This is a genomic window from Thermoleptolyngbya oregonensis NK1-22 (genome assembly GCF_032705245.1).
Taxonomy (GTDB): Bacteria; Cyanobacteriota; Cyanobacteriia; order Elainellales; family Elainellaceae; genus Thermoleptolyngbya; species Thermoleptolyngbya sichuanensis.
Map to the genome: position 1 here is coordinate 2,068,682 of NZ_CP053540.1, position 22,876 is coordinate 2,091,557.

21 protein-coding genes and 1 pseudogene are annotated in these 22,876 nt (G+C 55.2%); 9 read left to right on the forward strand and 13 right to left on the reverse strand.

Features of this window, described 5'->3' with window-relative positions:
• Nucleotides 1-79: 79 nt before the first annotated feature.
• Entirely contained in the window at nt 80-748 is a 669-nt protein-coding gene (locus tag HNI00_RS08950; RefSeq protein ID WP_420156257.1) for a TetR/AcrR family transcriptional regulator, read from the reverse strand.
• A gap of 257 nt (nt 749-1,005) precedes the next feature.
• On the opposite strand from HNI00_RS08950, the gene HNI00_RS08955 reads away from it, so the two are divergent.
• The 4 genes from HNI00_RS08955 to HNI00_RS08970 all read left to right on the forward strand — a co-directional run bounded on the left by HNI00_RS08955 (nt 1,006) and on the right by HNI00_RS08970 (nt 4,356).
• Nucleotides 1,006-1,977 (forward strand): NAD(P)-dependent alcohol dehydrogenase, encoded by a 972-nt coding sequence (locus HNI00_RS08955; RefSeq protein ID WP_420156335.1) that lies wholly within the window; start codon nt 1,006-1,008, stop codon nt 1,975-1,977.
• Nucleotides 1,978-1,992: 15 nt separating this feature from the next.
• A complete protein-coding gene (locus HNI00_RS08960; protein ID WP_316792601.1) occupies nt 1,993-2,292 on the forward strand; it encodes an AraC family transcriptional regulator ligand-binding domain-containing protein in 300 nt (99 codons plus the stop codon).
• Between the two features lie 30 nt (nt 2,293-2,322).
• Nucleotides 2,323-2,571 carry a hypothetical protein gene (locus tag HNI00_RS08965; RefSeq protein WP_316792603.1) on the forward strand — a complete coding sequence of 83 codons (249 nt, stop codon included), beginning with the start codon at nt 2,323-2,325 and terminating at the stop codon, nt 2,569-2,571.
• Between the two features lie 186 nt (nt 2,572-2,757).
• Nucleotides 2,758-4,356 carry an aspartate:alanine exchanger family transporter gene (locus tag HNI00_RS08970; protein WP_316792606.1) on the forward strand — a complete coding sequence of 533 codons (1,599 nt, stop codon included), beginning with the start codon at nt 2,758-2,760 and terminating at the stop codon, nt 4,354-4,356.
• Here HNI00_RS08970 and HNI00_RS08975 read toward each other — a convergent pair.
• The 5 genes and pseudogenes from HNI00_RS08975 to HNI00_RS08995 form a co-directional block, all read right to left on the reverse strand.
• A pseudogene (locus HNI00_RS08975) lies at nt 4,353-7,059 on the reverse strand (MGH1-like glycoside hydrolase domain-containing protein). The gene HNI00_RS08970 and the pseudogene HNI00_RS08975 overlap by 4 nt on opposite strands.
• A 71-nt stretch (nt 7,060-7,130) precedes the next feature.
• A complete protein-coding gene (locus tag HNI00_RS08980) occupies nt 7,131-7,415 on the reverse strand; it encodes a hypothetical protein (protein ID WP_316792609.1) in 285 nt (94 codons plus the stop codon).
• A 9-nt stretch (nt 7,416-7,424) separates the two neighbouring features.
• Complete coding sequence (locus HNI00_RS08985; RefSeq protein WP_316792610.1) at nt 7,425-7,745, reverse strand: hypothetical protein; 321 nt, start codon at nt 7,743-7,745, stop codon at nt 7,425-7,427.
• A 26-nt stretch (nt 7,746-7,771) separates the two neighbouring features.
• Nucleotides 7,772-10,024, reverse strand: coding sequence for a heavy metal translocating P-type ATPase (locus tag HNI00_RS08990; protein WP_316792612.1), 2,253 nt, complete (start codon nt 10,022-10,024; stop codon nt 7,772-7,774).
• Nucleotides 10,025-10,036: 12 nt separating this feature from the next.
• Nucleotides 10,037-10,231, reverse strand: a complete 195-nt coding sequence (locus tag HNI00_RS08995; RefSeq protein WP_316792614.1) for a heavy-metal-associated domain-containing protein — start codon at nt 10,229-10,231, stop codon at nt 10,037-10,039.
• A gap of 363 nt (nt 10,232-10,594) precedes the next feature.
• On the opposite strand from HNI00_RS08995, the gene HNI00_RS09000 reads away from it, so the two are divergent.
• Nucleotides 10,595-11,272 (forward strand): GNAT family N-acetyltransferase, encoded by a 678-nt coding sequence (locus HNI00_RS09000; protein ID WP_316792616.1) that lies wholly within the window; start codon nt 10,595-10,597, stop codon nt 11,270-11,272.
• Between the two features lie 198 nt (nt 11,273-11,470).
• Entirely contained in the window at nt 11,471-13,540 is a 2,070-nt protein-coding gene (locus HNI00_RS09005; protein WP_316792618.1) for a Calx-beta domain-containing protein, read from the forward strand.
• 83 nt (nt 13,541-13,623) lie between these two features.
• Here HNI00_RS09005 and HNI00_RS09010 read toward each other — a convergent pair whose 3' ends face one another.
• On the reverse strand, nt 13,624-14,679 hold the full coding sequence (locus tag HNI00_RS09010; protein WP_316792620.1) for a zinc-dependent dehydrogenase: 1,056 nt from the start codon (nt 14,677-14,679) through the stop codon (nt 13,624-13,626).
• A gap of 179 nt (nt 14,680-14,858) precedes the next feature.
• Nucleotides 14,859-15,554: an aldehyde oxygenase (deformylating) gene (locus tag HNI00_RS09015; RefSeq protein WP_068511873.1), complete on the reverse strand. Its 696-nt coding sequence runs from the start codon at nt 15,552-15,554 to the stop codon at nt 14,859-14,861.
• Between the two features lie 448 nt (nt 15,555-16,002).
• Between HNI00_RS09015 and HNI00_RS09020 the strand changes: the two genes are divergently transcribed.
• Nucleotides 16,003-16,818, forward strand: coding sequence for a carbohydrate ABC transporter permease (locus tag HNI00_RS09020; RefSeq protein WP_297078421.1), 816 nt, complete (start codon nt 16,003-16,005; stop codon nt 16,816-16,818).
• Between the two features lie 56 nt (nt 16,819-16,874).
• Here HNI00_RS09020 and HNI00_RS09025 read toward each other — a convergent pair whose 3' ends face one another.
• Complete coding sequence (locus tag HNI00_RS09025) at nt 16,875-18,056, reverse strand: aldo/keto reductase (RefSeq protein WP_316792627.1); 1,182 nt, start codon at nt 18,054-18,056, stop codon at nt 16,875-16,877.
• 166 nt (nt 18,057-18,222) lie between these two features.
• Between HNI00_RS09025 and HNI00_RS09030 the strand changes: the two genes are divergently transcribed.
• Nucleotides 18,223-18,531, forward strand: coding sequence for a hypothetical protein (locus tag HNI00_RS09030; protein ID WP_316792628.1), 309 nt, complete (start codon nt 18,223-18,225; stop codon nt 18,529-18,531).
• A 257-nt stretch (nt 18,532-18,788) separates the two neighbouring features.
• Nucleotides 18,789-19,829 (forward strand): DUF2325 domain-containing protein, encoded by a 1,041-nt coding sequence (locus HNI00_RS09035; protein WP_205370511.1) that lies wholly within the window; start codon nt 18,789-18,791, stop codon nt 19,827-19,829.
• Between the two features lie 86 nt (nt 19,830-19,915).
• Here the strand turns inward: HNI00_RS09035 and rpiA are convergent, their stop codons facing one another.
• From rpiA to petB, 4 genes are all read right to left on the reverse strand, one after another.
• On the reverse strand, nt 19,916-20,620 hold the full coding sequence (gene rpiA / locus HNI00_RS09040) for a ribose-5-phosphate isomerase RpiA (protein ID WP_277773273.1): 705 nt from the start codon (nt 20,618-20,620) through the stop codon (nt 19,916-19,918).
• A 140-nt stretch (nt 20,621-20,760) separates the two neighbouring features.
• On the reverse strand, nt 20,761-21,207 hold the full coding sequence (locus HNI00_RS09045; RefSeq protein ID WP_297084686.1) for an ATP-binding protein: 447 nt from the start codon (nt 21,205-21,207) through the stop codon (nt 20,761-20,763).
• Nucleotides 21,208-21,393: 186 nt separating this feature from the next.
• The gene (petD, locus tag HNI00_RS09050) at nt 21,394-21,876 is read right to left on the reverse strand and encodes a cytochrome b6-f complex subunit IV (RefSeq protein WP_068511887.1); all 483 of its coding nucleotides are present in this window, start codon (nt 21,874-21,876) and stop codon (nt 21,394-21,396) included.
• Nucleotides 21,877-22,030: 154 nt separating this feature from the next.
• Nucleotides 22,031-22,699 carry a cytochrome b6 gene (gene petB / locus HNI00_RS09055; RefSeq protein WP_172353992.1) on the reverse strand — a complete coding sequence of 223 codons (669 nt, stop codon included), beginning with the start codon at nt 22,697-22,699 and terminating at the stop codon, nt 22,031-22,033.
• Between the last annotated feature and the right edge of the window lie 177 nt (nt 22,700-22,876).

Here is a 22,876-nt window from a genome sequence, read left to right on the forward strand (position 1 = left end):
ATTCCGAATTTGTCTAAAATTTTGTTTATCTAAAAATGCTCAGTAAAAAATGCTCAGTAAAACGGTGGGCGATCGCCCATCACCTGGACTCGCGCAATCTGTCCAGCCCATCCAGAATCAAATCGAGTCCCAACTCAAAATCATGTAGACCGTCATAACTGCCATCGATGATGTAGAGCGACAGTTGATGCATGTAGGGGTACTGATCTGGTGGAATGTATGAAATAAAGCTTTCGGCCGTCTCGGCATATTCGGTTGCTTCGATAGGAAAGTTGAGTTCCTGGAGGGTAAATCCGTAAATATGACTGTCGATAGCATTCCACGCATGATCCGCCATCTCCCAGGAAAATCCTGCTTCCCGCAGGCATCCGATCGTCCTATCGACATAGCGCAGCATAGCCGGCCCCACGTTGATGCGCGACATGATTGCCATCACTGCCCAGGGGTGTTTTAGCAAGACCTCGTGCGCCGAAAGCGCCCGTCGCCGCATGGCAGTTTTCCAATCCAAGTCAAAGCGAGGCAACTCAATGTCTCTGACGACCATATCCACGATGCCATCGATCATGTCGTCTTTGTTGGCAACGTGGTTATACAGCGACATCGCTTTCACGCCTAATTCTTGGGCAACCTTTCGCATCGAAAGAGCCTCAAGCCCCCCTTCGTCTGCTATGCGGAGGGCCGTCTGCAAAATCCGCTCCCGACTTAACGGAGCTGGTGTTGATGTGGAACTGGTCTCTGTCTTAGCCATCGATTTTATGGTGCATTGCCTTGCCACCAATCGCTCTAGCCTCCATAGATCGGGATGTCGTGCGATTAGGAGGCTTGACAAACTTACAGCGTAAGTTAAACTGACTTTATGCACATACTTACAGCGTAAGTCTAGCTCAAAAATGCCAAGTCTGCTTCGCACCTATTCTCCTGCAACCTTAAAAATCTATGTCTGCAACATCCTCGCGTCGCTCCACCTCAGGGACGAACCCACCCAATCGAACGACGAATAAAAAAATGAAGGCGATCGCCCGCTCTAAATACGGCTCCCATGAGGTGCTGAAACTGGAAGAGGTGGATCAGCCGACTGTCTCCGATGGTGGCGTACTGATCAAAGTTCATGCGACGGCAGTTAATGCAGGAGACTGGCATCTGATGCAAGGCACCCCGTTTATAGTCCGCCTAATCTATGGTGGATTGCGTCAGCCCAAGATTCAGATTCTGGGTTGTGATGTTGCTGGACGAGTGGAAGCTGTCGGTCGTGATGTGACCCAGTTCAAGCCTGGTGATGAAGTTTTTGGTGATCTTTCAGCGTGTGGCTTTGGGGCCTTTGCTGAATATGTCTGTGCCCCTGAATCAGCATTGGCTTTGAAGCCTGAAAATATTTCGTTTGAAGCAGCCGCCGCCGCTCCTTGGGCAGCGTTCGCGGCGTTGCAGGGGCTGCGAGACTGCGGACACATTCAACCCGGACAAAAGGTGCTTATTATTGGGGCATCCGGTGGGGTGGGATCGTTTGCAGTACAAATCGCTAAATCCTTTGGTGCGGAAGTCACGGCCCTGTGCAGATCGAAAAAGATAGATAAGGTGCGATCGCTCGGTGCAGACTATATTATTGATTACACCCAAATTGATGTTACTCAAAGCGGTATTGATTACGATCTGATTTTGGATGCGGCTGCCTATCGCTCAGTTTTTGATTATTTCCCGATCCTGAAACCCGGTGGAACCTATGTTTTGGTTGGGGGATCTATAGCCCGATTGTTTCAAATTTTGCTCCTCGGATCTTTGATTTCAAAATTCAGCCGTCGTAGAGTCACCACATTGGTCTCTACTCCCAATCAAGCCGATCTCCAAATTTTGAAAGACTGGCTTGCGTCAGGGGCGATCGCCCCTCTGATTGACCAGACGTATGCCCTAGAGGATCTGCCTTTTGCTATTCACAAGCTTGAGCAAAGACAAGTTACTGGAAAAGTCGTTGTTCGGGTTTGAACAGGGGGTAGATCGATGCAACAAAAAACGGTCTCTGGGTATCTGACTCGTAGCCTGATTCAGTTTGCAGCTTATCAGGGGATAGATATTGAGAAGCTTTGTTCTAAGGTCGGACTCGATCCGGTCGCACTGACAACCCCGGATCACCGAATCATTCCTTCTGTCCACTATGCGGTATGGCGAGAGATTGTAAAACAGACAGGGGACGAGAATCTGGGTCTCCATTTTGGGGAAGCATTTAATCTAGGCAGCTATGGAATTGTTGGGTACATCTTGTTGAATTGTGCAACCTTGGCCGAAGTCTTTGAGAAATAGCGCATTTTTCAAACTGATTTGAAGTTTTCAATGCCGTTCAACCGTCTAGCTTTTAATGCGGCATATCTAGATTGGCCTGTGTTGTCCAGCAATGTGAATTTACTTCCTCTTTTTGAGCAGCAGGCAGATGCGATGTTGGAAACACTGAATGGGGGCGATCGCTACACTCAAAAAGTTACTTATCTCATTGCAGAGCATCTTAAGGGAGAAAGGGAGAACTTCCCAAAATCGAGGCGATTGAGTGTAATTGTTGCTTTTCTTTACATTAAAGGCGCTTAAAGGCGCTTCTTAATGTTGAAAGCGATCGCTGAAGCGCCAGAGGCGATCGCCCCTCCTCCCGAAAAAAACGCACACTCCACATTCATCTCATCCATCTAGCGTAATTTGGAAGACGACCCCGAATTGAGAAAAGGCGGTATGAAAGGAAGAGCAAGTTTAGCTTGGACTTCTTTTCTGGAGGTGGCTGTGGCGGGATTATGGGCATTTCTCAGCACTCAGCCGATTCTCACGCTGTTTCTGGTGATTGCGCTGGGCTATGCAGTGGGCGAAGTGGCGATCGCCGGATTTAGCCTGGGCGTGGGGGCGGTGCTGTTTGTTGGGCTGGCGATGGGTGCGGTTGCCCCGGATGCTGCGCCGCCTGCGCTGGTGGGCACCGTTGGGCTGATTTTGTTTTTCTATGGCATCGGCATTCAGTATGGCAAACCCTTTGTGGACGGGCTACTCAGCCCTAGCGGTCGCCGCCAAAATGCGATCGCCCTGCTGAGTGTGCTGGCGGCAGGATTGGTGACGGCGCTGCTGATGTCCTGGCTGCGGCTCGACCCGGCACTGGGAGCGGGCCTATTCACGGGGGCGATGGTGAACACGGCAGCACTGCAATCGGTAACGGATAAGGTCGGGGGCGACCTGCCCGCAGTGGGCTACGGCGTGGCCTATCCGTTTGGCGTGCTGGGGCCGATTGTGGGGATGTATCTGGCGCAGCGGCTCTTGCGGCCGCGAGTTGAGGTTCCCACCTCACGGGGCGTAGAGGAGGTGGAGGCACTGGTCAGCCATCCGGCAGCGGTGGGAAAGTATCTGTCGGAGGTGACGGCGCAATTTCCCGACGAGGTGCAGGTGGTCGCCGTGCGCCAAAATGGTCATAACCGAATGCCGCGCCCGAACCTGCGCCTGCAAACGGGTGATGCGCTGCTGCTGTTGGGGGCCAAGGGCGACGCGCTCAAGCAAGTCTGCTGCACGATTGGCGATGTTGCCCCGTCGCAGATTATTCCTGACCACACCGAGCTAGACGACCTGGATGTGTATGTCTCTAAGCACAGCGTCATTGGGCATCGGCTGGGGGCGCTAAACTTGGGCGAACATCCGGGTTGCACCATCCTTTCCGTGCAGCGGGGGGACGCAACGCTCTATCCGCATCCGGGGCTGGTGCTGGAGGCGGGCGATCGCATTTGGGCAGTGGCCGAGCGCGATCGCCATACTGCCGTCCGCCAGTTTTTCGGCAACTCTGTCCGCAGCACGGCCGAAGTCAGCTACTTGGCGCTGGGGCTGGGTATGGTGCTGGGCGTGTTGTTTGGGCTGATTCCGTTTCCGCTGCCAGGGCTGGGGACGTTCACCTTTGGCGCAGCCGGGGGCGCGATGATTGTGTCGCTGCTGCTGGGCTGGCGCGGCCGCATCGGTCATTTAAACTGGACGATTCCACCCTCGGCGAATCTGACGCTGCGAAATTTTGGGCTGACGCTGTTTCTGGCCGTGGTGGGAATGCGATCGGCTCCGGCATTCTTCTCCACCCTCAGCAGCACGGGGCTGCAACTGGTGGGCGTGGGCGCGGCCATTACCGCCGCCATCGTGGTGGCCGCCTTTATGCTAGGCTGTGGGCTATTTCGAGTAGCCTTTGACGAGGCGCTGGGCATTGTAGCTGGCGTGACGGGCAATCCGGCGATCCTGGCCTACGCTGCCAAGTCCGTTCCCACCAACAAGCCCGAACTGGGCTACGCCATTGTCTTTCCCAGCAGCACCATCTTCAAAATCATCGTGGTGCAAATTTTGCTGGTGTGGTTTGCGGCTCGTTAGCAGAAGTAGCGCTCCTGCCTGCTCCCTGACGCATATCGTCCACACTGCTGAATCAGCTTCGCCACCAGCCCCGTCCAGCCCGTCGTGGCTGGCTCCCAGCCCTGCGCCATTATCGCCGTTGAAATACTCATAGAACAAAATGTGATTCTGCCAATGGGGATCGGTCTGGAAGAGTTCTGCGCCGCCAAAAACAGGGCGCTGTCCGTCTGCGTCTTGCAGGAATAAGCAGGTAAGGCGCTCCTCCAAATCAAGCGACACATCCCACAGATTTTTAACCTGATCTGACCCGGTGGGGCAGGCCACCAGAAACTCGTCCCCCAGGTAGTGGTGAAATTTTTGCAGGGATTCAATCAGCAGGTAATTCACTGGAAACCACACCGGGCCGCGCCAGTTGGAGTTGCCGCCAAATAAGCGAGTGGTGGATTCTGCCGCTTCGTAGGCGACTCGATATTCGCTGCCATCGGCGTAGAAAGTATAGGGATTGTCTTTGTGATAGCGCGATAGTGAGCGAATCCCATAGGGACTGAGAAACTCCTGCTCATCCAGCATCTTATCCAGCACGCGCCGCAGCTTATCGGGGCGCACCACCGCCAGCAGTCGCCGCCGCCCCATTCCTTCCGCCGTAAAGCTGGCGATATTATGACTCAGGTCTGGGCGATTCTCCTCAAACCATTCCAGCCGTTCTTTAAACCCAGGTAATTTATCCAGCAACTCTGGTTCCAGCGTCTCCACGGCAAATAGGGGAACTAGCCCCACCATCGAGCGGATTTTGAGCTTGAGGCGATCGCCGTGGGGCAGATGCAGCACGTCATAAAAGAAGCCGTCTTCCTCATCCCATAGCTCCGTCTTGCCGCCGCCAATGTGGTTCATGGCATCAGCAATGTAGACAAAATGCTCAAAAAACTTGGTCGCCATGTCTTCATAGACCGAGTTTTCCTGCGCCAACTCCAGCGCGATGACGAGCATATTCAGGCAATACATCGCCATCCAGCTTGTGCCGTCGGACTGTTCCAGGAAACCGCCTGTGGGCAGCGGAGCGCTGCGGTCAAACACGCCCACATTATCCATGCCCAAGAAGCCGCCCTCAAACACGTTGCTGCCTTCGGTGTCCTTGCGGTTTACCCACCAGGTAAAGTTCAGCAGCAGCTTTTGAAACACGCGCTCTAGAAACTGGCGATCGCCCTCGCCCCACATCCGCTGCTCGATTTTGTAAACGCGCCAGGTGGCCCAGGCGTGAACAGGCGGATTGACATCATTGAAGGCCCACTCGTAGGCTGGGATTTGCCCGTTGGGATGCATATACCATTCCCGCGTCATGATATCAAGCTGGTACTTGGCAAAGTCAGGATCGATCATGGCCAGCGGAATGCAGTGGAATGCCAGATCCCACGCTGCGAACCAGGGATATTCCCACTTGTCGCACATGGAAATGATGTCATCGCTATCAAGATGCGTCCACTGGCGATTGCGTCCGTGCAGCCGTTCTGGGGGCGGCGTGGGCATGGTGGGGTCGCCCCGCAGCCAACGGCTCACGTCATAGCGATAGTATTGCTTGCTCCACATCATGCCCGCAAAGGCCTGGCGCTGGATATCGCGGCGATCGCCCTCCATCGGGTAGGGATTGACCTTCTGGTAAAACTCGTCGGACTCTCGAATTCGCTGGGCAAAAACCTGGTCAAACTCTGCCCCAAACGGGTGGTGAATCGAAGGGTGATGACTGAGGCGCAGCCGCACACAGCGCGTTTCCCCAGGGGCAATATTGAACACATAATGCACAGCGGCCTTAGTCCCCCGCTGCTCTGGATTAACCGCCTCCGCTTCCCCATGAATCACCCGACGGTGAATGCCGTCTTTTACGTAGGGCGTGGGGTTGTCTACATCAAACAGCGCCTTGTAGTTGGTCTCGTTTTCGGTGAAATATACAAGCGGCGCGGCTTGGTCTACGTCGGGGCTTTCGCAATAGAGCCAGTGCTGTCCCAGTTCGGCATGGGTAGAGGCGATCGCCGCAATACTCTCCAGCCCCTTCTGACCCAGGTGCGATAAGTGCATTCCCGGCTTTTCGACCGCATCACCCCAGCTCCAGGTGTTGCGAAACCACAGCGTCGGCAGCAGGTGCAGCGGGGCGGGGTCTGGGCCGCGATTCGTCACCGAGATCTGAATCAAAATATCCTCTGGCGCAGCCTTTGCGTATTCCACCGCTACATCAAAGTAGCGATTTTCGGCAAAGATACCCGTGTCGATTAGCTCGAATTCTGGCGTAAACTTATCGCGCTGCTGGTTTTCTGCGACGAGTTGCTCGTAGGGAAACTCTGCCTGGGGATACTTATACAGCGCTTTGAGATAAGAATGGGTCGGCGTGCTGTCCAGGTAGAAGTAATACTCTTTTACGTCTTCTGCATGATTGCCCTGTGGCCCCGTCAGCCCAAATAGGCGCTCCTTTAGCACCGGATCTTTGCCATTCCACAGGGCTAGCCCAAAACAAAGCCGCTGCTTTTCGTCCGAGATGCCCAGCAGTCCGTCTTCGCCCCAGCGGTAGGCGCGGCTGTGAGACTGCTGATGCGAAAAATAGTCCCACGCGGAGCCATCCGCGCTGTAGTCTTCACGGACTGTCCCCCACTGGCGATCGCTGAGATACGGCCCCCACTTTTTCCAGGGTGTCGCTTGGCTGCGCGATTCAAGCAGGCGTTGGTGTTCAGGAATCATGAGCATTAAGAGAGCAATGGCTAAACCGCAGCGCTTTGCGGCGTACTTTAATGCTAACTATGCTAGGCAGATTAAGGAACCGATAAAATCTGCTTTGCGACAGAAACCGTTCTATCTATAAAGACAGGCAAATCCTCTGCTTTTGTAATCTGAGTCGCCTTTAGCACTGCACCCACCCAGTGATCGGTATGCCAATTGCCAGACTCCAGCGCTGGCAGGTTAGATAACTCTGGATACGGATAAGGTGAAATGTACCAGTAGGGTTCGCTGTAGGACAGATCGCCTGGCGATAGCCCCACGCCGAGGTACTTTATATCTGCTTCGGTGGGGCCAGCATAGGTCATTAGCGTGGCCATGTCAATCAGTCATCTCCGCCAGTCATCTCCACCGTTTTGCGCCGCAGCACGGGAAACACTGGGCTTGCTCAGCAGAAACCACCAAAGCTCCAGTCCGACTAGCCCCAAACCGCCTGTTGTAATGGCAACTTTTGCCCACAGCGGTTGTTCAATCCGTTGAAACTGCGACTGAAACTGCGATGTTTGTTGATGGACAGATTCAGGGGCAGATTCGAGTGCAGAATGGGTCGCGTTTCTGTGCGTGCTGTGGGCGATCGCCCTGCCTGAGTTCATTCCCAAAAGGATTCCAGCAGCCAGGCTGGAGCCAATCAATACCGATCGACGATTCATGCTTGTTTCCCTTCGCGATCCATGTCCTAACTTAATCCTTTAGGCTGAAAGTTTCGCAGACGTAGCGCGTTCGTCACCACGGACACCGAGCTAAACGCCATCGCCGCTCCTGCAATGATGGGATTGAGCAACCAGCCGAACACAGGATAGAGAACGCCTGCTGCGATGGGAATTCCTGCGACGTTGTAGATAAAAGCAAAGAACAGGTTTTGTCGGATGTTTCGGAGGGTGGCGCGGCTCAGTTGAATTGCAGTGACGATGCCGTGCAAATCACCAGAGATGAGCGTGATGTCGCTAGCGGCGATCGCCACGTCAGTTCCCGTGCCAATAGCAATTCCCACATCGGCCTGGGCCAGCGCAGGCGCGTCGTTGATGCCGTCGCCCACCATCGCCACAACCTTGCCTTCAGCCTGAATGGTTGCGATCACTGCCGATTTTTGATCAGGGCGCACTTCGGCAAAGACGCGATCGATTCCGACTTCATGAGCAATCACGTTTGCCGTTCGCTGGTTGTCGCCCGTGAGCATGACGACTTCCAAACCCATTCGCTTTAGCGTGCGAATCGCGTTCACCGAAGACGGCTTCACCGCATCCGCAATGCCCATCACCGCTTCCACGTTGCCATCCACTGCGATCCAAATCACTGTTCTGCCGAGATACTCCAGCCTGTCCCAGACAGATTGCAAAGCGCTGGTGTCAATGCCGAGTTCATTCATCCAGCGGTGCGTTCCAATCTGCACAAATCGGCGATCGACATAACCCTGAACTCCGCTGCCAGCAATGGCTTCAAATTCTTGCGGGTTGGTCAGTTCCACCTCTTGCGACCGGGCATATTGCACCACGGCTTCCGCCAGCGGATGTTCGGAATTGCGTTCGAGCGATCCTGCTAGACGTAGGAGGTCTAGCTCATGCTCGATGCCATTTGCAGGTACAAAATCCGTCACCGTGGGCTTGCCCTGGGTAATGGTGCCCGTTTTATCAAGGACAATGGTTTGCAGCTTGTGCGCCAGCTCCAGACTCTCTGCCCCTTTGATCAAAATGCCGTTTTCTGCGCCCTTGCCCGTGCCCACCATGATCGAAGTCGGCGTGGCCAGCCCCAGCGCACAGGGACAGGCGATAATCAGCACGCCGACAGTCGTGATTAGCGCCATCGTCACATTGCCCATGAGGTTGAACCAGAGGACGAACGTGAGAATGGCGATCGCCATCACCGCAGGCACAAACCAGCCCGTCACCTGATCGGCCAATCGCTGGATCGGCGCTTTGGAACCCTGCGCCTGCTGCACTAGTTTGACGATCTGCGCTAGGAACGTATCTTTGCCCACGCGAGTAGCACGAAACTTAAAGCTACCTGTTTTATTCAGCGTTGCGCCGATCACCTCGTCGCCCACCTGCTTATGGACGGGCACGCTTTCGCCTGTCACCATTGCCTCGTCAATCGTGGACGCGCCCTCTACAATCTCGCCATCCACCGGAATCTTTTCGCCCGGACGGACCCAGACCACATCCCCCAGCACCACCTCCGAAATCGGAATGTCGAATTCCTGCCCGCTGCGAATCACCCGCGCTGTGCGAGGTTGCAGCCCAATCAGTTTGCGAATTGCCTCGGAGGTTTGCCCCCTGGCGCGGTTTTCCAGCAGTCGTCCCAGCAGCAGCAGCGCAATAATCACCGCCGCCGCCTCGAAATACACATCGGGACTCAAGCCCTGCGCGAGGAACCACTGCGGCGCAAAGGTCGGAAACAGCGAGTAAACAAACGCCGTGCCCGTGCCCACTGCCACCAGCGTATCCATTGTGGCGGTGTGCCGCTTCAGGGCTTTCCAGGCATTGATGAAAAAGCTGCTGCCCGCCCAGAGCATCACGGGTGTCGTTAGCACCAGTTGGAGCAGCGGATGGTGCAGCCACATCGGAATCAAGGGAATCGGCAGCCCTGTCATCATGGGCAGGGAGCCAATAACTAGAACCGCACTCACTGCGCCGCTCAGCCAGACTTTGCGAACCAGCTTGCGGTGTTCGTCCAGGCGGTTCTGTTGCTCTTCATCGGCAAGGGGTGCAAGTGCATCATCGCTCATCGGCTGCGCTCCGTAGCCCGCTTCTTCCACGGCAGCCTGAATTTGGGCGATGTCCGTTTTGCGCTCATCGTAGGTGACCGTTGCCTGCTCTGCACCGAAGTTGACGCTGCACGCCTCTACACCTGGCACCGAACCGATGGCTTGCTCGATATTGTGGGCACAGGCGGCGCAACTCATGCCGCGCAGCCGAAAGGTTTGATCTTGCATTGAGTAACCCCCTCACGCGATGGTGTATCCGGCCTCGGCGATCGCCCTGCGGAGGTCTGCTTCTGCGGCCCGGGTGTCCACGCTCACTTGCTTGGTTTTCACGTCAGTTTGCACAGTTGCCGCAGCATCGATAGCTTGGATGGCTTTGGTGATGGTGTCGCTGCACGCCGAGCAGGCCATATCAGGAACGATGAATTCGTAGGTCATGGTGAAAACTCCCTGGTTTTGCCACAGTCTTTGGAACTGCTTCTATCTTGAAGCCTCCAGTCTGCTAGAGAGTCAAGGGACTGAGTGATACGTTTTTTGTCACAGGCTGGAGAGTTTGCAGCGGAGCGCTTTGGGAGCGGTTTCAGGACGGTTTGGGATCGCTTGGTTCGATAACTTGTGTTCAGACACCAGCAGCAGAGATTTGAAAGCCTCGACGGTAGTCTGAACACCTCGTAACTGGTTCATTTCAGCCATGCGGTGTTGGCGGCAATCGGGCTGAGCCGGATCGGCCAACCCGTGCATACTGCCGCCTCATACATATCAAAGTTCTGTCCCCATTCATTGTTTCAAAGGAGAAAGCCAATGCTTTCGCAGATTTCCCCCATAGAGCAAAAAGTAGAGCAAAAAGTAGAACAAAAAACGCAGGTTCCCACAGAACTGCCCAAAGCTCCCCACGCCACAAAGCCCGCATCGGCGCTGCATCCCCTGCCAGTCCGTTCCGCTGCTGCAAGAATCCTCGACCGAGCAGCCAACCCAGAACTGATCCAGATTCGCCATGTCCAGGCTGAAGACACAGATAAGTTATATAGCTTGCTGACGAGTCCGGATATTGTGTACTGGACGAGTAAGATGCCCTGCGTTGTTGCAGAAGAGATGCGTGAGCAGCTAAGCAATCCGCCTGCGGGTCACTATATGCTGGTTGCAACATACAACCAGAGCGTTGCAGGCAGTCTGGGCTTTTCGACCTGCCTCCAGCCCCGGATGCGTCACATGGGCCACATCAGCACCGTAGCCGTGCATCCCAACTTTCGCGGCTATGGCGTGGGGACGGCATTGGTCAAAGCCGCGATCGACTTGGCAGACCAGTGGTTTAACCTGCATCGGCTAGATCTGATGGTCTACACCGACAACGACGCGGCGATCGCCCTTTACCAAAAATTCGGCTTCGTAACCGAGGGCGTGCTGAAGGACTACGCTTTTCGCGCTGGAGCATATACCGACGTGCAGGTGATGGCGCGATTTGCCAAGCGCGGGATCTAGTCGCGCCAATCTAGCACCTTACCTAGTGCCTTATCTGGCGAATTTTCAGAAAACGAGCGATCGCAGCATGATTTTCCTGCTGACAGAGTTCCATAGTCTTTTTTACCCTACCTTCTTCGTTCTTCTCTCTTCGTTCTTCTCTCTTCGTTTTTTCCTTTTCCCTTTTCCCTTCCAAACCCTCAACCCCAATACTTACTTATGTCTATCCTCAAAGTGAATTCCGAGTTTCGTATTAACAACCGCCCTGCTGGCAGCCAATACGGCGCAGCGATTGCAACCGACGCTGATGGAAACTTTCGGGTTGTTTGGGAAGAAGCGTTCGATGGACGAAACCGGATCTATACCCGCCGATTTCAAAAAGACGGTCGGCCGCTGAGCGACGATACCCTGGTTCAAGATGTGGCTTCCAGCCCTGCCATTGCGATGGATCGGAACGGCAACGTGGCGATCGCCCATACCTTGCCAAACCAAAGAACCAATAGCCCTGATATTTATGTCTCGCGGCTGACTAGCACCGACCGCAACCAAAACGGCTTCTTTGCGGTGGAGCTTGAGGGCATCCAGGGTGATGCGGCGATCGCCATTAGCGATGACGGCAGCTACATGGTGGTTTGGACGAGCATCGGTCAAGATGGGGATGGCGCTGGAGTTTATGCCCGTCAATTCAACGCCGACGGGTCGCCTGCCGGAGCAGAAGTGCGGGTAAACGCAACGACTCGCGGCAATCAATTTGACCCGGCGATCGCCACAGACGGCAAGGGCAACTTCGTCATCACCTGGTCGAGCTTGGGTCAAGATGGCAGCGGCTACGGCATCTATGCCCAGCGATTTAATGTCAACGGCCGACCTGTGGGCGGCGAACTTCCCGTCAACCTGACCACTGAGAGCGATCAATTGGGTGCAAAGGTGGCCATGGGCGCAGATGGTTCGTTTGTCATCGCCTGGGGCTGTCTAAGTAAAGGTTTGGTCGCCCGACGGTTTGATGCCGCAGGGCAGCCCCTCAGCGACGAGATTCAAATCAACCAGACTCCGACAGGCTCCCACTATGCCCCCAGCATTGCGCTTGATTCTCAAGGCAACTTTGTGGTTACGTGGGCCAGCACCCAGGAGCGCAATGATGCCGATATTTATATGCGTCGCTTTAGTGCCACAGGCAGTCCCCTCAGTGATGAGCTGCGGGTAAACTCCCACACTCCAGGTCTCCAGGTCGCCCCAACGGTCGCCATGCAGGGGGATGGCAATTTCATCGTCACTTGGCAAAGCCAGGGGCAAGATGGCGACGGCTACGGCATCTATGCCCAGCAGTTTGAGATTGCGTCGGTGGTGTCCTTTAGCCAGCCCACCTATCAGATTGGCGAAAACGGCGTGCCCGTCGGCGCACAGGTGACAGTGACGCGCTCTAGCGATTTGCACCTGGCCTCTCAGGTTGCTTACGAAATTACTGGCGGCACTGCAACCAACGGGTCAGACTATATCTTACCTCAGTCAGACTTCATCTTATTCCAGCCTGGCGAATCGAGCAAAACAATTACGATTCCCATTCTGCAAGATACGCTCATCGAGGGCGATGAAACAATTGTGATGCGGCTGCTTGAGGTGCAGGGCGGAAATGCGATTTTGCAGGGCAACCGAGAAGCAACGATCACGATTTTGGACGACGATCGCCCTGGTGGTGGCATCAATCAGCCGGGTCAACCTCAAGATCCGCTGCTTCCGCAGCCGCCCAACGCTGCACCCATTGGAGCGCCCATTGGAGCGCCCGTGGGCTTGCCAGATTTGTCGCCCATACCCGGAATGCGATCGCTCCGAGGCACCAACCGCAAAGATACGCTGACTGGCACAAAGTCCGGCGAAATGCTGGTGGGGCTGCGGGGGAACGATCGGCTCAATGGACGCGGCGGGAACGATATTTTGATTGGAGTAAACCCCAACACTCGCACGCCAGGGCGAAACGAAATCGACCAGCTCACAGGCGGCCCCGGACGCGATCTGTTCGTGCTAGGGGATCAGCAGCGCGTTTTCTATGACGACGGCAAGCGGAATAGCGCTGGACTCAAGGATTACGCCCTGATCAAGGATTTCAACCGACAACAGGATGCCATCCAACTGCACGGCAAAGCCTCTGACTATCGGCTGGGTTCCGCACCCAAGGGATTGCCTAAAGGAAATGCCATTTTTCTGGAAACCGGACGCACGGATGAACTGATTGCGATTGTTCAGGGGAACGGCAAGCTGAATCTCAATAGCACAATGTTCCAGTTTGTCTAAGCTCAATCTGATGAACAAAAGAGGGATGGAGCCGTGCAGGTTCTATCCCTCTCGCATTAACTCACGTTAAGCAGATAAGATCTTTAGCCCTGCCCCACGTCAATCAGGATTTTGAACGTGTCGGGTGTGGGCGACACGGCGCGATCGACCGCAGCGGCGAGATCACTCAGCGGAAAGCGATCGCTCACTAGGGCATCCACATCGATTCGTCGGTTGAATACGATATCGGCAGCGAGGCTCTGCACCTTATAAGACGAACTGTAGCTGCCCATCAGGTCAATCTCGCGGCGATAGAGAATGTTGGGATTAATCGGAATCTCCACCTCATCGGGAAACTCGGCAAAAAAGAGGATCTTGCCGCCCTTGCGGGTGCAGTCGAGCGCCTGAAAGAATGCCTTGTCGCTGGGAACCGCCAGCAGCGTCGTGTCTACGCCCATGCCCTGGGTCAGCGCGTGAATTTTTGCAGGTAGGTCTGGGTCACGCGGATCGAAGGCGGCCTCGGCCCCAAGCTGGCGGGCTTTTTCCAGGCGAGACGGGATCAGGTCAGTGGCGATCGCCCTTGCGCCAAAATACTTCACCAGCATCACAAACATCAGCCCAATCGGCCCCGCCCCAGTCACCAGCACCGTTTGCCCCGGCTGCACCTGCGCCTTCTTCACCGCCTTCAGGCAGCAGTTGGTCGGCTCCACAAAGCTGGCCTGCTCAAAGGTCACGCCGTCGGGAATTTCGATTAGCCCGCCGTGCTGCACAATATGCCCCGGCACTTTCACATATTCTGCAAAGCCGCCGCCGCTGGGCGCAAACCCGGCCGTCGTGCTGATGCTTTTATACACCTCGCACATGGAGTAATTTTCATTCAGGCAATAGCCGCAGTGCATACAGGGAATGTGGTGCAGCACCACGACCCGCTGCCCAGGCTGCCAGCCCCGCACCGCGTCGCCCACCGCCGCAATCACGCCCGCCGTTTCGTGCCCAAAGATGCGCGGCGGCTCATACAGCGGATAGCGAATCTTTTTGATATCCGACTGGCACAAGCCCACTACCCGCACCTGCACCAGCACCTCGTCTGCCGCCAGTTCTGGCACGGGCACGTCTTCGTAGCTCAGTTGGTTGACCCCGCGAAATACCTGCGCCTTCATGGAAAATCCCTTTCACTCAACAAGATTAGGATACGGCGTGGCGCGGTCATCCTTGGGCCGTGGACAGTATAAAGCGGGCAAAAATTGTCACAAAACAGTTTTCCCCAGCCCCTAGCTTAGAGGAGAACCGAGCCGCTCAGGAGGACTGGGGAAAGCAGGACTGGAGGGCGATCGCCCCTCTAGGCAGCCGACAGCCCGTAGGCAGACATCCGCATGATATCGCGAGTGGTAAAGCCGATGTTGCTCAGCGCTTCGCCGTAGCTAATCATGAAATCCTCTACCAGGGCTTCTTTTTCCATGCCCAGTTCCTTGGCATCGTTTTCTACCTGGTTCAGCATCCGCCACACCAGCGGCAGGTTTTGCTTGTTGGCTTCCTCTAGCTCCGCCTTGGATGCTTCAAAGTTCGCCTTCAGCCATTCTTCACCAAAGTTCAGGTGCAGATACTCATCCTTCACCACGCCTTCGGTGATCTTGCGAGCGAAGTCGTCTGCCACCGGAATGTAGATGTTATACGCAGAAATCGCAAAGCACTCGATAATTAGCGACTGGATCAGCAGGCAGGTCACGATTTTGCCCTGGGCTGCGGCCTCCTGAAAGTTGCGGTGCAGGTCGGCAAAAAATTCCTTGGCAAAGGCCATGTCTGGCTCAACGGACAGGTTCCGCCCACAGGCCTGAAAGCCCTTCTTGTGGCGGCTTTCCATCTTCGACAGGCCAATCAACTGGTCTTTGTGATCGGGCATCAACTCTGCAAGGCGCTGGTAGTTGTCGAAGGCTTCCTCTTCGCCCTCAATCACAATGGCGTTGATGCGGCTGTAGGCATCTTTGTAGACGGCACTCTGATAGTCGAGTTCTGGGGTAAGCTCAAGCTGCGGCATAGTAGGGTCGGTCTCCTGACTGAGGGTCGAAACGGTGGAAAACAAGCTCCTGTAGGTCTGTTTGGGCAGCGCTGAGGTCGGCGGTGTCCAGAACATTCAGACGAGAGCGAGTGGGCAATGGCGGCAAATCGAGCCGTGACGTTAAGCATTGCGGGGTCAGTCTGTCTGCTGGCGTGGTTTGGAGGAAAGTCTCCAACTTGCAGCAGCTTTGGGAAGAAACCAGTGTAAAGAAATCAGTGCCCTAGTTTGCTTAACTTAAAATATGCCCAAACTCTACTCTACTGGGTTTCGGCATGGAATGGTTAAACTAGAGTCCCCTTGTAGCTGATATCCTGTTCAACGACACCATAGATCTATATCTATGCCTAAGCCTAAACCGTTGATCCATACTGTATCGCAACTGTATCGCACAAGATTTCGCTGCTGGCTCCTTCTCTAGAATCACGTTATGCTCTCTAGTCGGTTTCCCAGCCTGTCGTTGAATCTGTGGCGCTGGCTCAACGGGCTGCTGCTGGGCCTGGGGGCGGGGCTGGTGCTGCTGCCGCTGGGCGTGGTGCTGTGGACTTCGTTTCAGACGGGAGATAGGGCAGGGCTGACGCTCGACAACTATCGCCAAGTGTGGGCGCGGGGGCACTTTCTGGGAGCGATCGCCAACTCTACCTTCGTAGCGCTTGCCGTCACCGCCCTGCAAATCCTGCTCTCGGCACTGGCAGGCTATGCCCTGGCGAGGTTTCGCTTTTGGGGACGACAGACTGTGCTGGCGCTGGTGCTGGCGACGCTGGTGATTCCGTTCCAGCTTTTGGTGATTCCGATTTTTTGGGTATTAAAAACAGGACACCTGATCAACACCTACGGGGCGCTGATCTTGCCGACGGCAGTCAATGGATTCGGCATTTTCCTGATGCGGCAGTTTTTTCAGACCATCCCCATCGAGCTAGAGGAAGCGGCCGCGCTAGACGGTGCTACCCGTCTGCAAGTGCTGGGGCGGGTTGTGCTGCCGCTAGCCCGACCCGCGCTGGTGACGCTGTTCCTGTTTACCTTTATCGGCGAGTGGAATGATTTGTTTAAGCCGCTGGTGTTCACGACGCGCCCAGAGTTGCGAACCGTGCAACTGGCGCTGGCGGAGTTTCAGGAGCAGTTTACGAATAGCTGGTCGCTGCTGATGGCGGCGGTGGTGCTGGTGACGGTGCCTGTGGTGGCGCTGTTTGCGGTCGGACAGCGCCAGTTGATTGGCGGCATTGCGACGACGGGGCTGAAGAATTAAGCACCGGAGAATTAAGCACCAGTTTGGAACACCACTGCCTGCAAAATGCGTGGCTCCTAGCTCTGCGACAGGCGCTTGACCGCTGCACCACCCAGCAGTTCGTGGGTCTCGGCGAGCAGGCGGGGAATCTGGTCGGCGTGGGGGCTGTGGCGCAGGCAGTCGCGCAGGTCGAGGGATTGAACTTGGTCGGCTTTGTTGCCCGGAAACCAGTGGCTAGCTCCGCCCAGCATGTTGTAGCGGGTTTTGGCAAATTCGGTCAGTCCAAAGGCGATCGCCAAGTTTCGCAGCCACAGGATCGAGCGAATATTGATCTGATTGGGCACGTCTTGATGGTTCGGCAGGCCCACATCCCAGGTCTTGTACCAGTCCTCGCCCAGCGCGGCGATCGCCCCCTGCTCAAGCTGATGCAAAATGGGCGGCAGCACTTCATCAGCGCGATCGAGCAATTCCAGCGTTTTTAGATGCTCGTCAAAGTCGCTGGGGCGGGCTGCGCCAATGCTGAGCGTATGCACCTGCGGATGGCTGAGGCAAAACAGGTTGTTGAACACCATCGGACTGAGGGGGTGGCAAAGTTCCACCAATCGGGGCGGCGGGCTATAGAGCATTCCGCCTTTGTCGGACGGGCTGATGATGAACACGCCCATGTCGTGGCGGTGGGCGGCTTCGATGGCGGGCCAGTTGACCTGGTTGATGTAGTACCAGTGCAGGTTGACGTAATCGAATTGGTCGGAGGCGATCGCCCGCACAATCACCTCCGTCGGCCCGTGGGTCGAAAAGCCCACAAACCGCACGCGCCCCCGCGCCTGAAACCGTCGCGCCACATCCAGACAGCCGCCCGTCCGCAGGCTATAGTCCAGCAGTTCTGGCGTGTTGATGCCGTGCAGCCCCAGCAGATCGATATAGTCCAGATTCAGATAAGCGAGCGATTGCTCCAGTTTTTGCTCAAAGTCTCGCGGGTCTGCCGTGGGCGATACTTTGGTTTGCACGATGATCTGGTCGCGCGGCAGTTTCGGCAAAATCTGACCCAGTTGCAGTTCTGAGCTGCCGTAGCCCCGCGCCGTTTCGATGTGGTTGATACCCACTTCGAGCGATCGCCGAATCGTAGCTTCTAAATTTTCCTGATTATCGGACGGAATCTGATCCAGCGGCGTATCCTGCCACTTGTGCTGATAGCGCATTCCGCCACAAGAAAAAACGGGCATTGCCAGCCCAGTCCGTCCAAACCGTCGATAGAGCATAGGATTGTGAGAAGGGGTCTTATGCGAAAAGGGCAACCCCTTCAAAAGTAGCAATAATAGGAGTATCGTCAACTTAGTGCATTGATAAACCTACAGCTTCGATAGTTTAGCCATTTACTGGGTCTGGCAAAGAGGCGGCAGAAGGGTGGATAGGGGGTTTGGTAAAGTGTTTGACAGCGAGTTTGACAGCGAGTTCGACAGAAAGTTCGATAAAAAGTTCGATAAAAAGTTCAATAAAAAGCTTGACAACGAGTTTGCCAAAGGGCTTGGCAGTAAGACATTGGGATTCATAACGGGCGCATTCCAGTTCTGCAAGTTTGCCCTCATCCCCCAGCCCCTTCTCCCAAAACGGGAGAAGGGGAGCCGGATTGGAAGTCCCTCTCCCGCTTTGGAAGAGGGCTTAAAGCCTTCGGCATACCAGAAAAGGGTGAGGGTTACAAAAGTGGGATGCACCCGTTCATCACAAGCAAGATAGTCCTCAAGATCCGATACGAGTCCGATTCGAGATAGTATTTAGATTCTCATGCGGAAACATCGGCCCTTGCCTGGATGCTGGGATTACCCGACTGGGATTAACTGACATAGATGCCACGATCGATACCATTTGATAATCGATACCCCCCAATATTGGTACTGTGGATGGGTATCGATGACTTTTTCTTTTTATCTGTCTGAATTCATAGCCCCTAAGTTAATCACTAGTTAATCACTTATTGTTTTGGAGAAAAGCGTATGGATATTAGCGATTTAGATGATCTAGAGTCATCCGTCAAAGATTTATTATCCCTGGCAAAGATAGAGCTAGAAGAAAAACGATTACAGCAGCAGCGGGATGAACAAATTCAGCAAAAAGTTGTCGAAATTCGCCAGAGACTAGAACCGCTACTCCAAGAAACGGAGCGAATGCTCTCTAAGTTTGAGCCGGATGATTTTTCAGACAGCGTGACCCGTACCAAATTAGAAGAAAAAGTCGCTGATCTGCGCCAGAAAATTGCCGATGCGCCAGAACTGGCGGCACAAATGGTCGATCGCCAGATGATTTTGAACGAGGAGCGGCTGATTGATGAGCGCGTCGCGGAGCAGGCAGCCCGCTGGCGACAGGCCCTCAAAGATGACCTGCTGGAAATGATTGCAGAGCAGGAAGATTTCTATAATGCAACCGATGCGGCGATCGCCATTCGAGGCTACGTGCATGACCTGAAGGCGATCGGAGCGCTGGAAGAGGTCGTCGATAAGCTCATCGAGCAAATTAACGCCTACAGCGAGGAAGGGCCCGTCGCTCGCCTGCGTGGTAGCCACGAGCAGACCCTCACGTTTATCTACAACAAAGCGCTAGAAAACCGCTCCCGCGTCGAGCGTGCGCCCAACGTCCAGCCCCGTGTCCGCCATCGCACCTCCGAAAAGCGCCCCAACCCCTATGCCCAGCTTGAGGGCAAAGTGGTCATTTTCGGCGGGCATGACCGATTAGAAACCGCCGTGCGAAACCGTTTGAGGGAATCAAAAGTCGAGCTAATCTGGTGTACGGCGCAGGCGGGCCCACAGATTGCCGAACAGGCCGAGAGCCACGTCGCCAGCGCCGATTTAGTTCTCGTTATGACGGGCTACACCAGCCACAAACTTACCGATAAGGCCATGCAGGCCGCCCAGCGGGCAGGCAAGTCTCCTGAAATGATCAACACTACAGGCGTGATTCGCATTTTGGAGGCGATCGAATACGGGCTGAAATCCCAGCTTTTTGCCCGCCGTGTCAACCACTTCTCAAAACCCGCGTAGGGTTTGACTTTCTTTCGCCCCTCAGAGCGGCTACAGCTCCCACGCTATAGCTCCAGGACTATAGCTCCCGCGCCATAGCTCCCGCGCTATAGCTCCCGGACAGTGGGCTGTCCCTCTTTGATTTCGCCCACTAGCACCACATCCGCCAGCCCCACAAACAGGCCGTTGTCCAAAACACCCGGAATATTGTTCAGCGTCTTCTCAAACTCCGCCGGGTTGGGAATGCTGCCGAAGGTTACGTCCAGAATCATATTGCCCTGATCCGTAATCACCGGGCCATCCTTCTTTACGCCCATCCGCAGTTCGGGTTTGCCGCCCAGTGCCTCTAGCGCCCGCGTCACCGGGGCCACCGCCACAGGCAGCACCTCGACGGGCAGCGGAAACGTAGACCCCAGCGTCTCTACCAGCTTGGTACTGTCCACCACGACGATGAACACATCGGCCAGAGAGTCCACGATTTTCTCGCGAGTGTGGGCTGCGCCGCCGCCTTTGATCAGCACCTTATTGGGATCAACCTCATCAGCCCCGTCAATGGCGATGTCGATTTTTTCCACATCGTCCAGCGTGACCAGGGGAATGCCATACTTCTTAGCCAGCACCGATGCCTGAAACGAGGTCGGAATGCCTTTGATGTCTTTCAGGTCGCCCGATTTGAGGCGATCGCCCAGATGCTCAATTGCAAAGGCCGTCGTAGACCCAGTTCCCAGCCCTACGATGGAGCCAGACTGCACGCGCTGCGCCGCCGCAATACCCACCTGCTGCTTCATGACCTTAACGGCATCTTCGCTCATAACGCCTCCCTCTACAACACACATCAACTCTACAGGCTACCACTTCGAGGCGCGATCCTTGAGCAATTCAGCCGACACGATTCAGATCGGATGGATCGGGAACGGCGCAGCAGATCGATCAGCCCGTCTAGCTGCTAAACCTAGACTGGGTGCTTAAAGCCGTAGGTTACCAGTTGCAGGCAGTTGCGCCCGTCGATGTAGCGATCATAGGACACGCGATCGGTCAACCGCCGCAGCAAAAACCAGCCATAGCCCCCCGATTGCAGCGTGCCGGGTTGGGGTTCCTTTAGCCGATCGGGATTAAACGGTCGTCCATAGTCCCAAATGCGGATTTCGATCCAGTCTTCGTGCAGCGCTAGCGCAATCTCGATTGGTGTTTCTGGCGGCAACCCCCGGTGGGCATGGCGCACAGCGTTGGTGAAGCCTTCAGCCAGCGCTAAATTGAGGCGATCGCACTGATGGGCCAGCCAGGGATAGCGCCCTTCGTTTTGCAGACAAAACTGTCGGAACCAGGTTTGGATTGGATTCAGAGCGGTTAGCTGGCTGGGCACCACCAATCGCTCTCGCTGCTGAATGACATCCACCACGATTTAAGATTCGGCGAAACGGCAAAGGATTGAGGCAATTTGCGTCGAGCGCTCCGATTTAAAGCTAGGACTGTTTCACAATAAAGCGCCCGTACAGCAACCAGAAGAGAAAGACACACTCCCAGTAGATGCACGAGCGCCGAGTCAGCCGGAGCAAGTCGCTCCAATAAAGCTAGAAAAACATCCCTAGAACAGGCCCAGGGTCAGAGACTTGTCGATCGGGAAGGTTGCGCCGATGCCCAGCCACAGCGTCACCAGCGTTCCAAACAGAAAGACCGTCGTCGCGACCGGACGGCGGAAGGGGTTCTGGAACTTGTTCACGCTTTCGATGAAGGGAACCAGCATCAAGCCCAAGGGAATGGCACTTTGCAGCGCCACACCCAGCAGCTTGTTCGGCACGATTCGGAGGATCTGGAATGCGGGGTACAGATACCACTCCGGCAGGATTTCCAGGGGAGTCGCAAACGGATCGGCGGGTTCGCCCACGAGAGCGGGATCTAGCACGGCTAGCGCCACTACGCAGCCGATAGTTCCCAGAATCACGACCGGGAAGATGTATAGCAGGTCATTGGGCCAGGCGGGTTCACCATAGTAGTTGTGACCCATGCCTTTCTTAAGTTTCTCGCGCAATGCGGGATCGCTAAGATCCGGCTTCTTAATGGTTGCCATAATGATTCAGGTTTCTCCTAAGCAGCAAGGATCGAACAGAGGGGAAGACGGTTGGGGTTCCCAGCAGCTAACTGATTCCAGCAGTGTAAAGGATCGGCCGAAGCATTAAAAGGGCGATCGCCCTCTTTCAACTCAGCGACCCAATCCGTGCGATCTACAAGGGGCCAGAGATACCCTGCTTGCGGATCATCAGGAAGTGCAGCAGCATGAACACCGCAATCGACCAGGGCAGCACAAAGGTATGGAGGCTATAGAAGCGAGTCAGCGTTGCTTGACCCACGCTATCGCCACCGCGCATGAGTTCTACAATCTGGTCGCCGACGACAGGAATAGCACTGGGCACGCCGGACACGATCTTGACCGCCCAATAGCCGACCTGATCCCAAGGCAGCGAGTAGCCCGTCACGCCGAAGGAGACAGTAATGACTGCCAGAATTACGCCCGTTACCCAGGTCAGTTCACGGGGCTTCTTGAAGCCGCCCGTCAGATAAACCCGGAAGACGTGCAGGATCATCATCAGCACCATCATGCTGGCAGACCAGCGATGGATCGAGCGGATGAGCCAGCCAAAGTTCACCTCAGTCATCAGGTACTGAATCGAGGAGAACGCCTCAGTCACAGTGGGTTTGTAATAAAAGGTCATTGCAAACCCGGTGGCGAACTGAATGATGAAACAGGTCAGGGTGATGCCACCGAGACAGTAGAAGATATTGACGTGGGGAGGAACGTACTTAGTGCTGATATCGTCGGCGATCGCCTGAATTTCCAGCCGTTCCTGAAACCACTGGTACGCTTTCGAGTCAGTTACCTGCTTTGTAAACATGAAGCAAGAATTCCAAAAGAGAGATGTATTGCCATTTCTAAAGAATGTAACATAGCTACTCATCAGATTTCACGCTGTAACCAAGATCCGGCACAGGTTTCGTTCAACTTTTTGGGCGGCGCTGCAATTTTACAGAGAAGTGATAAAGACTGCGGGTTCTGCTACGATGGCTGGTTA

Coding starts and splice junctions, on each gene's coding strand:
- HNI00_RS08950 (WP_420156257.1), bottom strand. CDS start 748: ATGGCTAAGACAGAGACCAGTTCCACATCAACACCAGCTCCGTTAAGT.
- HNI00_RS08955 (WP_420156335.1), top strand. CDS start 1,006: ATGAAGGCGATCGCCCGCTCTAAATACGGCTCCCATGAGGTGCTGAAA.
- HNI00_RS08960 (WP_316792601.1), top strand. CDS start 1,993: ATGCAACAAAAAACGGTCTCTGGGTATCTGACTCGTAGCCTGATTCAG.
- HNI00_RS08965 (WP_316792603.1), top strand. CDS start 2,323: ATGCCGTTCAACCGTCTAGCTTTTAATGCGGCATATCTAGATTGGCCT.
- HNI00_RS08980 (WP_316792609.1), bottom strand. CDS start 7,415: ATGGCCACGCTAATGACCTATGCTGGCCCCACCGAAGCAGATATAAAG.
- HNI00_RS08985 (WP_316792610.1), bottom strand. CDS start 7,745: ATGAATCGTCGATCGGTATTGATTGGCTCCAGCCTGGCTGCTGGAATC.
- HNI00_RS08990 (WP_316792612.1), bottom strand. CDS start 10,024: ATGCAAGATCAAACCTTTCGGCTGCGCGGCATGAGTTGCGCCGCCTGT.
- HNI00_RS08995 (WP_316792614.1), bottom strand. CDS start 10,231: ATGACCTACGAATTCATCGTTCCTGATATGGCCTGCTCGGCGTGCAGC.
- HNI00_RS09000 (WP_316792616.1), top strand. CDS start 10,595: ATGCTTTCGCAGATTTCCCCCATAGAGCAAAAAGTAGAGCAAAAAGTA.
- HNI00_RS09005 (WP_316792618.1), top strand. CDS start 11,471: ATGTCTATCCTCAAAGTGAATTCCGAGTTTCGTATTAACAACCGCCCT.
- HNI00_RS09010 (WP_316792620.1), bottom strand. CDS start 14,679: ATGAAGGCGCAGGTATTTCGCGGGGTCAACCAACTGAGCTACGAAGAC.
- HNI00_RS09015 (WP_068511873.1), bottom strand. CDS start 15,554: ATGCCGCAGCTTGAGCTTACCCCAGAACTCGACTATCAGAGTGCCGTC.
- HNI00_RS09020 (WP_297078421.1), top strand. CDS start 16,003: ATGCTCTCTAGTCGGTTTCCCAGCCTGTCGTTGAATCTGTGGCGCTGG.
- HNI00_RS09025 (WP_316792627.1), bottom strand. CDS start 18,056: ATGCTCTATCGACGGTTTGGACGGACTGGGCTGGCAATGCCCGTTTTT.
- HNI00_RS09035 (WP_205370511.1), top strand. CDS start 18,789: ATGGATATTAGCGATTTAGATGATCTAGAGTCATCCGTCAAAGATTTA.
- rpiA (WP_277773273.1), bottom strand. CDS start 20,620: ATGAGCGAAGATGCCGTTAAGGTCATGAAGCAGCAGGTGGGTATTGCG.
- petD (WP_068511887.1), bottom strand. CDS start 21,876: ATGGCAACCATTAAGAAGCCGGATCTTAGCGATCCCGCATTGCGCGAG.
- petB (WP_172353992.1), bottom strand. CDS start 22,699: ATGTTTACAAAGCAGGTAACTGACTCGAAAGCGTACCAGTGGTTTCAG.